We start from the raw sequence: 14071 nt of genomic DNA, 5'->3' as shown, positions 1-14071 counted from the left end.
GGACGTAGCAGGTCGTCCTGCTCAGCCGGGCGGGAACGGTGTTTCATGATTGGAAGAATCGCAGGCTTTGCCGCCTATTCCAACCGAACTCTGCAATTCCAGCACCCAAATTCCGAGCTTTCCTGCCCCGGATCAACAGGTTGCTGGTTGTTCAAGGCCGACTAATTGTGGTCCAGTGGGGCAGCACCAATTGGCCTAGTACTTAGAAAGCCCCCTTCCGCGCAGCAAACAGGGACGAATGTTTTTACACAGTCTGCGGAAGCGGGGGCCTCACCGAGCCCGAGCGAGTACGACCGCCCTATTTAGATCTCACGAAATCCAAATTTCTGCGCGTTGCTTCCTGAAGCGCGCGCCGCCGCGGCCGGAACCCATAACACTGCCCCCGCATATTAGGTACCGCGGTTGCACTGTGTCGCTAGGGCAGGCATAGGGCGTATTATTCACTGCGACCTGTGCGCCGCGCCTTGCCCAGTGACCACAGCCACGAGGTCAGTCCATGTTCCCGCAGGATTACGGGGCTGCCCCTGAGCGGTTTCGTGCGCTCGCCGCCGAAATTGGCATGTCCGTGCTGGCAGCCGATGCCGACGAGGTGGATCGTGCCGGTCGCTGGCCCGAGCGTGGGATGTGCGCACTCGCCGAGGCCGGATTGATGGGCCTCCATATTCCGGAACGCCTTGGGGGACACGAGCAGGGGCTGCTGGCACTGGTGCTGGTCGCAGAGGAACTGGGCCGTCATTGCAGTTCAACGGCGATGTGCTTCGGCATGCACAGCGTCGCGGCAAAGGTGCTCGCCTCAAAGGCTACCCGCGACCATGAGGAACGGTTCCTCCGCCCAATCGCGGAGGGCCGGCACATTACGTCCCTGGCGCTTAGCGAGCCCGGCACAGGTGTTCACTTTTTCCTTCCTCGCACCCAGTTCCATGTCGAAGCCGAGAGTATCATTCTGAACGGCCAGAAGAGCTTCGTGACAAGCGGCAGCCACGCCGATTCCTACGTGATGTCGGCCGTTCCGCCGGGCGAGGAGCTCAATCCGGGAACCTTCACCTGCTTTGCAGTCCAGGCTTCGGCGCCCGGTCTCGACTGGCAGCAGGAATGGAATGGCTTCGGGATGCGTGGCAACAGCTCGCGTACCGTGCGTCTCGACGGTGCACGCATTCCTCGCCGGAACATGCTCGGCGCCGAGGGCGACGAAATTTGGTATGTCTTCGAAGTCGTTGCGCCCTACTTCATCGTCGCGATGGCCGGAGTCTATCTTGGTATCGCACAAGCTGCGTTCGATGCCGCCATTACGCATCTCAAGGGCCGTTCGCACGAGCACTCCGGCGAGTTGCTTAGCGAAGTGCCCGTGCTGTCGCCCCAGGTTGCCGACATGTGGATAGCGCTTCAGCGAACGCGCCAGCTAATCTACGAAGCGGCCCGGATGGGCGATGCGGGCAACCCGAAGACCGCGCTGGCGCTCTTCGCCTCGAAGGCCGACGTGGCTGAGATGGCTGCATTCGTCACGCAACAGGCAATGATCCTCAGCGGGGGGCGCGGATACGGGCAGAACAGTGTGATCGCGCGCCTGATGCGCGATGCTCAGGCCGCGCACGTCATGGCGCCGAGCACACAGCTGATAAAGACCTGGCTGGGCCGTTCGCTTCTCGACCTACCGCTACTCTAGGCGCGCTGGAATGAACACCGCCCACGCAGCCCGCGTGGTTCTCGTTGGCTCCCGGCAGGAGTTCGAAGGGCTGTGTGCGCTGCTCACGTCCTGGACTGAGCCATTCGAAATTGATCTGCATCAAGCGGAGGAGCGGGGTGAGGATAAACCGGAGCGGATCATATCTGCCGTACCGGACGTGGCCGTCCTGGGTCCGTCCGTAGCGAATCGCCTGCGGCTCGCCCAGGAGCTGCGTAAGACGAGCCCTCGGTCCCAAATCGTCTTCGTGCTGCCGTCCGAACAGCTTGAGCGGTTCCGGGCGAGCCTGCCATTCGTTCCGCAGCTTGCCTCGTCCTGGACTGCCGATGCAGCTGCGACGCCGGAAAGTTTGGCAAGGCTGCTTAGCGATGCTGCGCGGGCCTCGCGCGAGCGCACGGCCACAGCGCTTGTTCTCGGGCGCATCAATCAGCGGCTCGCATCCGGCAAAACGGCGCCCGCTCAGGTGCGGCGCTCACAGATGGCGCTTTCGGAACGGTATCTCGCGACGGTCCTCACTCAATCGCCGGACGGTTTCATTGCTGTCGGCAGGGACGGCCACATCATTGCGTACAATGACGCGGCGTCTCACATGTTCGGCGCGGCCCACAACGTCGCACACACCGGCTCGGTCTTGGCCCTGTTTCCCACAACGGAACGGGCAACGCTTGAGGAGTTACTCGCGCGGGCATTGCGAGGCGAGACGTTGGCGGGCGTCGAGATGCAGCTCGGTGCGCGCGAGGTTGGCCGGTCTTTTCTTGAGCTATCGCTCGCACCCGTGATCGATGAAACGGGTGAGGTGGCCAGCATCTCCATTACCGCCCGCGACATCAGCGAGCGCAAGCGCGCTTCTATACATCAGCAGCTCCTTATCAACGAGCTCAACCACCGCGTAAAGAACACACTCGCCATTGTGCAGGGACTCGCGCACCAGTCGTTCCGCGGTGATGTGGATCCAGCAAGGGGACGGTTAGCGTTCGAGGCGCGGCTTGCGGCGCTCGCAGCTGCGCACAACCTGCTTACCGGGCAGAATTGGGAGCCCACGTCACTCGGGGAGATCGTGAAGAGCTCGGTGGCTGCAACTGCCGGTGCCGATGCGAACCGTGTAAGGCTGCAAGGACCCCGCATTCTTGTTGTGCCGCAGACAGCGGTCGCCGTCGCGATGGCAGTGCACGAGCTCGGCACCAACGCGATCAAGTATGGCGCACTGTCAAATGCTGCCGGCGTTGTCGAGGTACAGTGGAGCGTGGACGGCGACGCGGATAACGCGCGGCTACGGCTGCGTTGGGCCGAAACCGGTGGCCCCGCCACTGAGCCGCCGGCCCGCCGCGGCTTCGGCACGCGGATGCTCGAGCGGGGACTTGCGGTTGAGCTCCGGGGCAGCGCACATCTGGATTTCCGGAGAACGGGGCTGGTCTGCACGATCGATGCGCCGTTGCCACGCGTGAAGGACTGACCGACGCTTGCAGGCAAGTGCGTGCTGGCTGTTGAGGACGAGCCGGGCATCACTTCCGCGCTCGAAGACATGCTTCAGGCGCTCGGCCGCACGACGCTCAAAGTCGCCACTCAAGTCGATGGCGCATTGACCCTCATCCGCTCGCATGAGGTGGATGCAGCCATTTTTGAGGTGAACGTTCATGGCGAGCGGAGCTATCCCGTTGCCGATCAGCTCGCGGCAAAAGGGATGCCCTTCGCGTTTGCGACGGGACATCGCGACAGCGAGCCTCCGGAGAAATATGGATCGGTCGTCATGCTGACGACGCCGTTGAATCTCACCTGGCGGACCTGGCCTTGACATACCTGAAGCTGGGAACGTTGAGAGTGGCCGATCCGTCGAGATGCCTTCCGTGGTAGGAGCGGTCATGCTACCCGTCTGGAACGTGCTGCCGCTTTCCCACTGTGTGAGCCTGGAAGCGGCCATTGCGCTTCCGGCCAACATCCGCAGCCGGTGGACCCCGCGCGAGCGCTTCGACCAGCGCGGAACTGGTGATGGTCGTGCCTTGCGGGCGCGTGCACTGGAGAGCCTGTTTATCTGGCGTCATGGCTATCTCCCGGCCGCCATTGACCGCACCTCGAGTGGTTCCTAGCGTGCTGGGCGCAGCTGCGGCGTGGGCCGATCGGACGACCCGACTTGCGCCAAGGAGATATCCTGGGGAGCCCGATGGCTACGCACCGCTTCCATCCCACCCGGTACTTCAACGTGATAGGCACCGCCGAGCCATGCCTTCGCATCGCTAACGGCGACACGGTGGTTACCGATACGGTCGACGCGTCTGGTCTTGATGCCCGCGAGGTTGCTGTCGGCAGCCGGCCGAATCCGATGACGGGACCTTTTTTTATCGAAGGTGCCGAGCCCGGGGACACGCTGGCCGTCCACATCGACCGGCTGACGCCGAGCCGGGCAACCGGTTGGACCTATTCACCCCTCGCCCTCACCGTGCTGGACCCGGCCGCAACTGCCGATCGGCCTCAGCCGCAGCGCCATGTCTGGGATATTGACGCCAAGGCTGGGACCGTACGGCTGCAGGAACCGGCAAAGGGGCTGGAGGCCTTCTCCCCGCCGCTCCAACCCATGATCGGCTGCTTCGGGGTCGCGCCGGCGGGCGGGCAGGCACTGTCCACCGCAACCAGTGCACAGAACGGCGGCAATATGGACTACCGCCTGTTTGCGCCGGGGACGACTGCCTGGTTTCCGGTATCCGTGCCGGGCGCGCTCTTCTATCTTGGCGATGGCCATGCTTGTCAGGGTGACGGTGAGATCGTCGGCACGGGCATTGAGACCTCCTTCGAAATGGAGGTAACCTTCCGTGTCCTGAAGCGGACGATCACCTGGCCGCGCGGCGAGACGGCCGATGACATCTTCACCGTCGGCAATGCCCGGCCACTTGACCAAGCGCTGCAGCACGCCACGACCGAGATGTCGCGGTGGCTCGGGGAGGATTATGGGCTGGATGCTCGAGCCGCCAGCCATCTGATGGGCCAGGTCGTCCGCTATGATGTCGGCAATGTTTTCAATCCCGCCTTTACAGTCGCCTGCCGAATCGCCAAGCGCTGGCTGACGAAGCAGTAGGACCGGAAAGCCAACAATGGTCCGGGTACCGCGCCCGCTCCACCGGGAACACCTCCATTAGCGCCGGCAGCGTAGCATCTGCCATCTGTATGGCTTCCACGATCGCCGCGGAGACGGCTGGCAGCAGCAGTGGCATTGCACAACGCGACGTGGACGCGGCCAACAGATCGCTTCGCTGGGTTTGCGCGGGCCTGTTCGGGCAGCGCCGTGTAGGATGGCGTGCGGCGGATGCTGAGCGGAGCACCCCTGCGCTACCTCTAGACGGCGCAGATCGATCGGACCGATGGGCTGAGGCGCTCGTCCGCGCGCGGGAGCGGTAGCGGCGACGGAGTCTGGCACCGCCAAATTCCGACCGGTCCCGGCATCACGCACGGCGCGCTGGATGCGGGTGGTCTCGGCAGAAGCGGAGCATCTCACGGGATGCGTCCGGTCCCCGCGGATCGGTGTAGGAGCCACCCGGGTTGCCACCGGGCCAGACGTGGCCGCCGCCGTGGACGACCCACTGCGCCAGCACCGCCGCTCCCTCGGCGTCGGTGTGGCGGGTGCGGCTGTAGGCCCGGTCGGCAGGCGCTTGGCCGCGCTTGACGGTCGCCCGCAGCTTGACGGTCGCCCGCAGACCGCCGGTGGCCGCGCCCGCCCGCGCCATCACCTGATCGCCGTTGCGCGGATGCACGGTCCCACACCGGGTTAGAGGCTGGTCCAGTAGGTTCCTTCGTACGGAACGGCCGCGAAGCGGGCGTTGATCTCTGCCAAGGTGGCGGCGGGATCGAGGTCGCTGAACAACTCCGGTCGGATCCAGCGCGCCAGGGCCTCCAGCGAGACGATGTTGATCGCGGCGCTGTTGAACGGGTTCCACAAGCCATGCGCACGCCGCGCCTTCACGGCAGGAAGCGCTGCCAATTCTGGTGCGCGCAACACGGTCTCCAAGCTCGCCTTCGCCCCCTCGGCGGGCGCGCCGGTCCCGACCTGAATTCCACTCGTGTCACCAGGCGCATAGATCCCGGTGCCCACAAAGACCTCGGCGGCCGACAGGATCACCTGCTCAGCCGCCAGCGTGCCACCGCGTGGATTGGAGATCAGCCCCTCGGCGACATTCTGCGCGCCGAGCAGTTCGACGAACTCCCCACCCCCACCTGCATTGCCTGGCGACCAGCAGCAGGGCCAGCGCCCGGCGAAGGCGGTGAACAGCACGCGCGGCCCCGGCTTTCCGCTTTCCGCCACGCGCCGCAGGATTCGCTCCCGGCGTTCCTCATAGAAGCGGGCATAGGCTCCGGCCTGCTCATCCTGCCCCAGCGCGGCGCCGAGTAGGCGGATCGTCGGCAGCGTGTTCCGGCCAGGTTGTTGGAAGATGTCCGTGAACATGACCGGCACGCCGGTGGCCTCCAGCAGGGCAACGGTGCGGCGCATATCCTCCGCGTTGTTCTGCCAGGTGCTGAGAATCACGAGGTCCGGCCGCAGGGCCAGCGCCCGCTCGGCGGAGAAGCCCTGCCCCACGGCCACGGTCAGCTCCGGCACCCGGTCGAGCGCCGGGAAGCGGCGGCGATAGGCGACATCGCTGAAGGGATCGATCCGCTTCAGCTCTCCCCCCATTCCCACCAGGATCGGGACCGGATCGGGATGGATCATCGCCAGGTTCAGCACCTGGAATCCCTCCCCCAGCAGCACCGCGCGCGGCGGGGCCGGAATGGTGACCACCCGGCCCAGCATATCCGTCACCTGCCGCGGCCAGCCGGGCGCCGAGGCCGGCTGAGCCGCCACCTTCGCCGCTCCCACTGTCCCCAGGGCTGCCAGTGCGGCGCGGCGTGAAACGGCGGAGGAAGCAGGTCGCGCCACGGCACTCATCCGTTTGCATATTGCGATTTACTCGCAATAGCGGCCCACGCCCGTGCCGGGCAAGCCAATCAGATGCCCGGGTCGTCCAGCAGATCCCCCTGCGCCGCCATCGCATTGCGCGGCGGCGTCATTCCCAGATGCTTCCAGCCGGGCAGGCCGAGCACCCGCCCACGCTGGGTGCGCAGGATCAGCCCTTCCTGGATGAGGAAGGGCTCGATCACCTCCTCCAGCGTGTCGCGGCTTTCGGCCAGGGCGGCGGCCAGCGTCTCCACTCCCACCGGCCCGCCCCCATGATGGTCCGCCAGGCGGCGCAGGTAGCGCCGGTCCATCGCGTCCAGCCCCAGCCGGTCCACTTCCAAACGCTCCAACGCGGCGTCGGCCAGGGCGCGGTCGGCGTCCCTTCCCGCCACCGCCGCAAAGTCCCGTACGCGGCGCAGCAGGCGGCCGGCGATGCGGGGCGTGCCGCGGCTGCGCGTGGCGATCTCCCGCGCGCCGTCGGAGGTCAGCACGAAGCCCAACTTCTGCGCGCCGCGCGCGACGATTCGCTCCAGCTCCTCCGGCGTGTAGAATTGCAGGCGGAGCGGAATGCCGAAGCGATCCCGCAGCGGCGTCGCCAGCAGGCCCGCCCGCGTCGTCGCGCCGACCAAAGTGAAGGGCGGCAGGTCGATCCGCACGGTGCGCGCCGCCGGCCCCTCCCCGATGATGAGGTCGAGCTGGAAGTCCTCCATCGCCGGATAGAGTGTCTCCTCGATCGCCGGCTGGAGCCGGTGGATCTCATCGACGAACAGCACGTCCCGGGGCTGCAGATTGGTCAGGATGGCGGCCAGGTCGCCGGCACGTTGCAGCACCGGGCCGGAGGTGGCGCGGAAGCCCACCCCCAGTTCCCGAGCCACGATCTGCGCCAGCGTCGTTTTGCCCAGCCCGGGCGGGCCGAAGAGCAGCACATGGTCCAGCGCATCCCCTCGCCCCCGGGCCGCCTGGACGAAGACGGACAGGTTCTCCCGCAGCGCGGGCTGGCCGGTGAAGTCGGCCAGGGTCTGCGGGCGCAGCGAGGCCTCCGCCGCGTCCTCGTCCTGCCGGTGCCCGGCGGTGATGCGATCATTCTCCATCAGGGGAACATAGCGTGACCGCAGCCCCCTGTCGCCGCCCGGCCCTTGGTAGGGCGGTCAATCATTCCTTCACTCGCCGGGGCCCAGCATCGCCCGCCGCTCCGGAGCAGTTTCCGGGACCGCGGCTTCCAAGGCCACGGAAAGGATTTCCGCGCCACAGGCCCACCCGGGCCACGAGGATGCCATGACTGCCCAACTGACCAGCGCCGCCCTCTATGTGATCCTGCTGCCAATCTTCGTGGGCGTCGGCAGCATAGCCCTTGGCGTGCTCTCGCTCGTCATCCGCTCGCGCTGGACGACGGGCAAGGGGAACACTTCGAAATCGGCACCGGACGCCCATCGGCGCGGGCTTGGCCTGGCAACCTAGCGCGGCGCCATTTCCTTGAGGCTTTCACGGATCAGCGTGTTGAGGTCCGCCCCCTCCCCCAGCCGATCCAGTACCCGCGTGACCACGGAGGCGGCTTCCGGCCGGCGCCAACCCAGGTTCAGCAGGGCAGAGACGGCATCCGCCGCCGCGCCCCGCTCCGGAACCGGAGCGGCGGGCACGGTGAAGCCGGCATCACCGGTCGGCATTCCGCCCACCTTCTCCCGCAACTCCGAGAGGAGCCGCACAGCGAGCTTCGGTCCCACGCCAGGTGCGCGGGTGAGGCTGCCGCGGTCCCCCGCCAGGATGGCCGCTGCCAGGTCACGCGGCGACAGCGCCGAGAGCAGCCCCAGCGCCACCTTGGGCCCTACGCCCTGGATGCCCGTGAGCAGCCGGAACCAGTCGCGCTCCGCCGCATCCGCGAAACCGTAGAGGGTGATCGCATCCTCGCGCACCACTGTCTCGATCCAGAGCGTGCCCTTGGCATCCGCCGGCAGCGCCGCCACGGCGCGGGAGGAGGCGGCGACGAGATAGCCCACCCCATTCACATCGAGGATGCAGCCACCCTCATGCACGGAATCCAGCCGTCCGGTCAGCTTCCCGATCATGCTCGCACCCCGATGATCGACGCATCCGCCCCCGACGCCTGCAGTGCAGAATCCATCACGCGGGCACGTATCCCCGCGCCAGGGCGTTGCGCGTGGAGCGGTGATTGGCGTGGCAGATCGCCACGGCCAGCGCATCCGCTGCATCCGCCCGCTTGATCACCGCGCCTGGCAGCAGCCGCCGTACCATGTCCTGCACCTGGATCTTGTCCGCATGGCCGGTGCCGACGACAGCGCGCTTCACCTCCATGGCCTGGTATTCGGCGACCGGGAGGCCGCGCAGCGCCGGCGCGAGCAGCACCACGCCGCGCGCCTGCCCGAGCTTCAGCGCCGCGCCCGGGTTCTTGTTGACATAGGTATGCTCCACCGCGGCCTCGTCGGGCCGCAGAGCCTCCAGCAACTCAGTGAGCGCGCGATAGATTTGGCAGAGCCGTTCCGCCAGCGGCAGCTCGGCCTTGGTGCTCACCACCCCGTCGCCAAGGTGCCGCAGCCGTGACCCGGTGCTCTCCACCAGCCCCCAGCCCATGTGCTGCAGCCCGGGATCGAGCCCCAGGATGCGGACCGATTGCTGGACGGGCGGGCGGGCCGCACCGCCTGGCTGCGCCGCCTGGAGGCCGGATCCGCTCAAGCGGTCAGCCGATCGAGCACATCATCCGGTACGTCAAAATTGGCGTAGACCGACTGCACGTCGTCATGGTCGTCCAGCGCATCCACCAGCTTCAGCACGCCGCGCGCGGATTCCTCATCGAGCGGCACGGTGGCATTGGGGCGCCATTCCAGCTTCGCACTCTCCGCCGGGCCCAGTTTCGCCTCCAGCGCGTCCCGCACGGCGAAGAGGTCCTCGACGGCCGTACGGATCGCATGTCCGTCCTCGTCGCTCTCCACATCCTGCGCGCCCGCTTCGATCGCCGCTTCCAGCACCGTGTCGGCGTCGCCGGCGGAGGGCGGGTAGCGCACCACACCCTCGCGCTCGAACTGGAAGGCCACGGAGTTGGACTCGCCGAGTGCTCCGCCATTCTTCGAGAACATGGAGCGCAGGTCGGAAGCCGTGCGGTTGCGGTTGTCCGTCAGCGCCTCGACGATGATGGCGACGCCGTTCGGGCCGTAACCCTCGTAGCGCACCTCGTCGTAATTCTCGGTGTCGGTGCCCTGGGCAACGCGCTTGATGGCGCGCTCCACAGTATCGCGCGGCATGTTGGCGACCAGGGCGGCCTTCACCGCAGCGCGGAGGCGGGGATTATGCGCCGGGTCCGGCATCCCGGACTTGGCCGAGACCGTCACCTCGCGGATGAGCTTGCCCCAGGCCTGGGCGCGCTTGGCGCTCTGCGCGGCCTTGCGGTGGGCGATGTTCTTGGCATGCGAATGGCCGGCCATTGCGGCGTCCTGTTCCTTCTCGGGCGGCGGCACGCCGGCCCAAGGGCTTCCAGAGAGGAGCCCGCGGGCCGCACGCCGGCCCACCGGGGCCAGGCCACGACCCTTGAAAGGGCTCGGGGGCGGCCCGCACGGCGGGGCTGGAGATGCTGATTATAACCGGCGGGATGCCCCTGCGCCACCCAGCGATGGCTCCCGGAACAGCGCCCCGCCTGGCCACAGCGATCTCACTAAGTCGCAGACGCAGGCGATGCGGCCAGTGTAGAAAACGGACCATGGATGCGAACCCCGCCCCCCACCCCTTCGACGTCACCAGCCATGAGGCGCTGGCCGCCCTCTATCCCACCCCCTCGGCGGGCGTGCTGACCAAGGCGACTGACCGCATCGAGGGCCGCAGCGCCGCCTTCATCGCCAATTCCCCTTTCTGCGTGCTGTCCACGATCGGCCATCGCGGGCCCCATGCCACGCCGCGCGGGGACGCCCCTGGCTTTGTCACCCTGCTGGACGAGAAGACCATCGCCCTGCCGGACCGGCGCGGCAACAACCGCCTGGACGCGCTGCGTGACGTGCTGGACGACCCGCGGGTCGCCCTTCTCTTTCTCGTCCCCGGCATGGGCGAGACGCTGCGCGTCCATGGCACCGCGCGCATCACCACGGATCCCGCCCTCCGCGAGCGGCTGGTGATGGGCCGCGCCAAGCCCGCCACGGTGATGCTGATCTCCGTCACCGAGGTCTTCATGCAGTGCCCGCGCGCCCTGTTGCGCGCTGAGCTTTGGGCCGGCCGCGGCAAGCCGGAGGGCACCCCAAGCGGCGGCGAGTTGATCGCCGAGCACACCAAGGGCCGCATGCGGGCCGCGGATTACGACAAGGTGGTGGCCCCGAACTGCGCGGCCAATCTCTATTAAGGTGAGCCCCATCTTCCTCCGGGGCTCCCTTCCCGCCCCTGCGCCGGCGCCCCCATGCCCCATGTCGTGACACCGCGGATCACCATTCCGGATGACGAGCTCAGCTTCAGCTTCCTGAGGTCCTCAGGCGCCGGGGGGCAGAATGTCCAGAAGGTCGAATCGGCCGTGCAGCTGCGCTTCCCGGCGGCGACCTCGGCCAGCCTGCCAGAGCCAGTGCGCGAAAGGCTGCTGCGCCTGGCGGGACGGCGCCTGACGACGGGCGGCGAGATCGTCATCACGGCGCAGCGGCACCGGACCCAGCTTCGGAACCGCGAGGATGCGCTTGAGCGCCTCTTTGAACTGATTCGCGAGGCCGCCACGCCACCGCCGCCGCCGCGCCGGCCCACCCGGCCGACCAGGGCAAGCAAGGAGCGCCGGCTGACCGCCAAGGGCATGCGAGCGGGCATTAAGCAGGGCCGCGGACGCGTGCAGGACGAGTAGGACCGTCTGAGCTCCACGCCAGGTGGCGCCGCGGGCGGCGCCTCGCCGTTGCGACGGCACAACACCGCCGGGTATGATGCTGCGGGGTGCATGCAGAGAGGTGCCCATGCGAATCTGGCGATGGGGCACCGCGACACTGCCCCAGGCCCCTGAGAGCAAGGATGACGCCATTCCCAACGGAATGGCGCTGCCGACGGCCCATGCCATCCTCGCACGCTTCCGCCTGGTGCTGCGCAATCCGTCAGCCCTGGTCGGCCGGGAGTACCTTGACCGGCGCGTGCTGCTCGACCCGCCCGCGAAGATCGAGACGGCCTTGGTCACCATCGCCCGCGAACGCGCGACGGCCGGTGACCTGGAGGCGCTGGGCCCACTGCGCGAGATGATCCGGCGGTTGGCGGCAACGGTGGAGCCCGAGGTCGCAGCGCAGCTCAGGGTCTTTCATGCAAAGCTGCCTGGGGGACCGGATGCGAGCCTCTTCGGCATCACCCTCCGGATCCAGGAAGCCCTGGGGGCAATCGACTTCCTTGAGCTCACCTCCCGCCAGGTGTCGGAAAGCCGCAGGCTGCTTTCCACCTTCGAGACCAGTGTCGCGAGCGCGCGGCTCAGGCGATCCGGCTGACGGCAGCCAAGGTCACCGCCCCCTTCTCTCCGCACCGCGAAATCCTGCCTGCGTCTCCTTCGAGAGATCCAGCTCGCGGCCTTGCATTCGGGGCAATGAATAGAACATAGAGGAAACACAATCCGAGCAGAGAGAGCCGAGAATGGCCATGAAGCCCTCCTCCGGCGCACCGAAGCGTGCGCCATCGCCCCAGCGCGTCGCGCTGAACCGGCTTTCCGCCGTCATGCAGCGGGGCGCCACGCCGGACCGCATGGCGCGGGAGGTGGATGCCGTGGTGGCCCAGCTCCGCGACACCGCCGATGCCGAGCAGGTTCAGGCCTGGCTCGAGGAGATGCGGGACGGGTTTGCGGAAAGCGCCGATGCGGCCGCCGAGGCGATCGATGAGGTCGAGGCGACCGAGAAGGCTGCCCGCCGCCATGCCGAGAATGCCGCGCTGGCGATGGCCGCCACACGCGACGCCTTCGCCCGCCACCTGACAGGGGCCTGAGCCGCGCCTCCGGCCCTGAATACGGGCCGGGGTTCCGCGACGGGCGTCCGTGCCGAAGAAGGCGGCGCCGAAAGGCAAAGGCCTCTCTGCGCCAGGCGGAATCGGCGGAAAAAGCGACGTGTCGATTGGGTGCCGGGAAATGACTTGGTTGGCGCGCCCGAAGAGATTCGAACTCCTGACCCCCAGATTCGTAGTCTGGTGCTCTATCCAGCTGAGCTACGGGCGCATCACCAAAGTCAAAATGAGCGGAGAGGCAGTAAACCGGTGCGCCTGATCGATTGGCGCGCCCGAAGAGATTCGAACTCCTGACCCCCAGATTCGTAGTCTGGTGCTCTATCCAGCTGAGCTACGGGCGCTCTCCTTGGCGCCGGGAAATAGCGCCAAGGTGAGGGGGAAGCAACCCCTTTCAGGCCGACATCTTGTCGAGTTCGCGAACGACGGCCTCGCCCATGATCGAGGTGCCAACACGCGCAGCGCCTGGCACCATGATGTCGGCAGTACGCAGCCCGCCCGCGAGTACCTTCTCCACGGCCGTCTCCAGCATCCTCGCATCCTCCTCCATGTCGAAGGACCAGCGCAGCAGCATGGCGAACGACAGGATCTGCGCGCAGGGATTGGCGACGCCCTTTCCCGCAATATCCGGCGCGGAGCCGTGGATGGGTTCGTAGAGCGCGTTGCGGCGGCCGCTCGAATCGGGCGCGCCCAGCGTCGCGGAGGGCAGCATGCCAAGGCTGCCCGTCACCGCCGCCGCAAGGTCCGACAGCACGTCGCCGAACAGGTTGCTGGCCAGGATCACGTCGAACTGCTTGGGGCGCGAGGCGAGCTGCATGGCGCAGTTGTCGGCATACATGTGCGACAGCTCGACATCCGCGAATCCGGCCTTGTGCACCTCGGTGACGATCTGGCGCCAGAAGCGGCCAGACTGCATGACGTTGGCCTTCTCGACGCTCGTCAGCTTGTTCTGGCGCTTGCGGGCAAGCTCGAAGGCGACGCGCGCGACGCGGGCGATCTCCTCCTCAGTGTAGCTCTCGGTGTCGAAGGCGCGGCGCATGCCGCTCGCCATCGTCTCGATGCCGCGCGGCTCGCCGAAATAGATGCCGCCCGTGCTTTCGCGCACGATCATCAGGTCCAGGCCGTTGACCAGATCGGCCTTCAGCGAGGAGGCCTGGGCGAGCGGCGACCAGACGATCGCGGGGCGCAGGTTAGCGAAGAGGCCCAGATCCTTCCGGAGGCGCAGGATACCGAGCTCCGGGCGGCGCTCAAAAGGCAGCGAATCCCACTTGGGTCCGCCGACGGAGCCGAACAGGATGGCGTCCGCACGCGCGGCCTTCGCCATGGTGCTGTCCGGGCAGGGATGGCCCTCCGCATCAATGGCGGCACCGCCGACCAGCCCTTCCTCGATGTCGAAGCTCACGCTGCGGCGGCGGCTCATCCAGTCCAGCACGCGCCGGACCTCGCGCATCACCTCAGGTCCGATGCCGTCACCGGGCAGCACCAGCAGCTTCTTGTTCGCGGCCATTCGACGTTCCTTGAAGACAGTTCCTGGAGGC

At 67.3% G+C, this 14071-nt stretch carries 17 protein-coding genes and 2 tRNA genes; 10 read left to right on the top strand and 9 right to left on the bottom strand.

Features of this window, described 5'->3' with window-relative positions:
- Positions 1–496: 496 nt before the first annotated feature.
- The 5 genes from GSE44_RS03435 to GSE44_RS03415 all read left to right on the top strand — a co-directional run bounded on the left by GSE44_RS03435 (position 497) and on the right by GSE44_RS03415 (position 4748).
- Positions 497–1663, top strand: a complete 1167-nt coding sequence (locus tag GSE44_RS03435; RefSeq protein WP_159347320.1) for an acyl-CoA dehydrogenase family protein — start codon at positions 497–499, stop codon at positions 1661–1663.
- A 10-nt stretch (positions 1664–1673) separates the two neighbouring features.
- Positions 1674–3134, top strand: a complete 1461-nt coding sequence (locus GSE44_RS03430) for a sensor histidine kinase (protein WP_159347318.1) — start codon at positions 1674–1676, stop codon at positions 3132–3134.
- A 21-nt stretch (positions 3135–3155) separates the two neighbouring features.
- Positions 3156–3473: a response regulator gene (locus GSE44_RS03425; protein WP_159347316.1), complete on the top strand. Its 318-nt coding sequence runs from the start codon at positions 3156–3158 to the stop codon at positions 3471–3473.
- A 67-nt stretch (positions 3474–3540) separates the two neighbouring features.
- Positions 3541–3765 carry a hypothetical protein gene (locus GSE44_RS03420; RefSeq protein WP_159347314.1) on the top strand — a complete coding sequence of 75 codons (225 nt, stop codon included), beginning with the start codon at positions 3541–3543 and terminating at the stop codon, positions 3763–3765.
- A 74-nt stretch (positions 3766–3839) separates the two neighbouring features.
- Positions 3840–4748, top strand: a complete 909-nt coding sequence (locus GSE44_RS03415; RefSeq protein WP_159347312.1) for an acetamidase/formamidase family protein — start codon at positions 3840–3842, stop codon at positions 4746–4748.
- 364 nt (positions 4749–5112) lie between these two features.
- Here GSE44_RS03415 and GSE44_RS03410 read toward each other — a convergent pair whose 3' ends face one another.
- The 3 genes from GSE44_RS03410 to ruvB form a co-directional block, all read right to left on the bottom strand.
- Positions 5113–5421: an alpha/beta hydrolase family protein gene (locus tag GSE44_RS03410; RefSeq protein WP_159347310.1), complete on the bottom strand. Its 309-nt coding sequence runs from the start codon at positions 5419–5421 to the stop codon at positions 5113–5115.
- A gap of 14 nt (positions 5422–5435) precedes the next feature.
- Positions 5436–6581 carry an ABC transporter substrate-binding protein gene (locus tag GSE44_RS03405; protein ID WP_235924528.1) on the bottom strand — a complete coding sequence of 382 codons (1146 nt, stop codon included), beginning with the start codon at positions 6579–6581 and terminating at the stop codon, positions 5436–5438.
- A 68-nt stretch (positions 6582–6649) separates the two neighbouring features.
- A complete protein-coding gene (gene ruvB, locus GSE44_RS03400) occupies positions 6650–7690 on the bottom strand; it encodes a Holliday junction branch migration DNA helicase RuvB (protein WP_159347306.1) in 1041 nt (346 codons plus the stop codon).
- A gap of 184 nt (positions 7691–7874) precedes the next feature.
- Between ruvB and GSE44_RS03395 the strand changes: the two genes are divergently transcribed.
- Positions 7875–8057, top strand: coding sequence for a hypothetical protein (locus GSE44_RS03395; RefSeq protein ID WP_159347304.1), 183 nt, complete (start codon positions 7875–7877; stop codon positions 8055–8057).
- On the opposite strand, the gene ruvA is transcribed toward GSE44_RS03395, so the two are convergent.
- The 3 genes from ruvA to GSE44_RS03380 all read right to left on the bottom strand — a co-directional run bounded on the left by ruvA (position 8054) and on the right by GSE44_RS03380 (position 10033).
- Positions 8054–8662: a Holliday junction branch migration protein RuvA gene (ruvA, locus tag GSE44_RS03390; protein WP_159347302.1), complete on the bottom strand. Its 609-nt coding sequence runs from the start codon at positions 8660–8662 to the stop codon at positions 8054–8056. The two genes, GSE44_RS03395 and ruvA, sit on opposite strands and share 4 nt — an antisense overlap.
- A gap of 55 nt (positions 8663–8717) precedes the next feature.
- The gene (gene ruvC / locus GSE44_RS03385; RefSeq protein ID WP_159347365.1) at positions 8718–9215 is read right to left on the bottom strand and encodes a crossover junction endodeoxyribonuclease RuvC; all 498 of its coding nucleotides are present in this window, start codon (positions 9213–9215) and stop codon (positions 8718–8720) included.
- Between the two features lie 68 nt (positions 9216–9283).
- Positions 9284–10033 (bottom strand): YebC/PmpR family DNA-binding transcriptional regulator, encoded by a 750-nt coding sequence (locus tag GSE44_RS03380; RefSeq protein ID WP_159347300.1) that lies wholly within the window; start codon positions 10031–10033, stop codon positions 9284–9286.
- A gap of 272 nt (positions 10034–10305) precedes the next feature.
- Here GSE44_RS03380 and GSE44_RS03375 point away from each other — a divergent pair, with 272 nt between their 5' ends.
- From GSE44_RS03375 to GSE44_RS03360, 4 genes are all read left to right on the top strand, one after another.
- The gene (locus GSE44_RS03375; RefSeq protein WP_159347298.1) at positions 10306–10935 is read left to right on the top strand and encodes an MSMEG_1061 family FMN-dependent PPOX-type flavoprotein; all 630 of its coding nucleotides are present in this window, start codon (positions 10306–10308) and stop codon (positions 10933–10935) included.
- A gap of 54 nt (positions 10936–10989) precedes the next feature.
- Entirely contained in the window at positions 10990–11415 is a 426-nt protein-coding gene (gene arfB, locus GSE44_RS03370) for an alternative ribosome rescue aminoacyl-tRNA hydrolase ArfB (RefSeq protein WP_159347297.1), read from the top strand.
- 106 nt (positions 11416–11521) lie between these two features.
- Positions 11522–12034 (top strand): hypothetical protein, encoded by a 513-nt coding sequence (locus GSE44_RS03365; RefSeq protein ID WP_159347295.1) that lies wholly within the window; start codon positions 11522–11524, stop codon positions 12032–12034.
- Between the two features lie 142 nt (positions 12035–12176).
- Complete coding sequence (locus GSE44_RS03360) at positions 12177–12521, top strand: hypothetical protein (RefSeq protein ID WP_159347293.1); 345 nt, start codon at positions 12177–12179, stop codon at positions 12519–12521.
- Between the two features lie 149 nt (positions 12522–12670).
- Here the strand turns inward: GSE44_RS03360 and GSE44_RS03355 are convergent.
- The 3 genes from GSE44_RS03355 to leuB all read right to left on the bottom strand — a co-directional run bounded on the left by GSE44_RS03355 (position 12671) and on the right by leuB (position 14040).
- A tRNA-Arg gene (locus GSE44_RS03355) sits at positions 12671–12747 on the bottom strand.
- Between the two features lie 53 nt (positions 12748–12800).
- Positions 12801–12877, bottom strand: a tRNA-Arg gene (locus tag GSE44_RS03350).
- A 50-nt stretch (positions 12878–12927) separates the two neighbouring features.
- On the bottom strand, positions 12928–14040 hold the full coding sequence (gene leuB, locus GSE44_RS03345; protein WP_159347291.1) for a 3-isopropylmalate dehydrogenase: 1113 nt from the start codon (positions 14038–14040) through the stop codon (positions 12928–12930).
- Positions 14041–14071 lie beyond the last annotated feature (31 nt).

The sequence above is a fragment of the Muricoccus harenae genome (assembly GCF_009848505.1).
In the GTDB taxonomy this organism is placed as follows: domain Bacteria; phylum Pseudomonadota; class Alphaproteobacteria; order Acetobacterales; family Acetobacteraceae; genus Roseomonas; species Roseomonas harenae.
The sequence above is the reverse complement of the archived record's forward strand: the minus strand, read 5'-3'. Positions and strand labels throughout refer to the sequence as shown.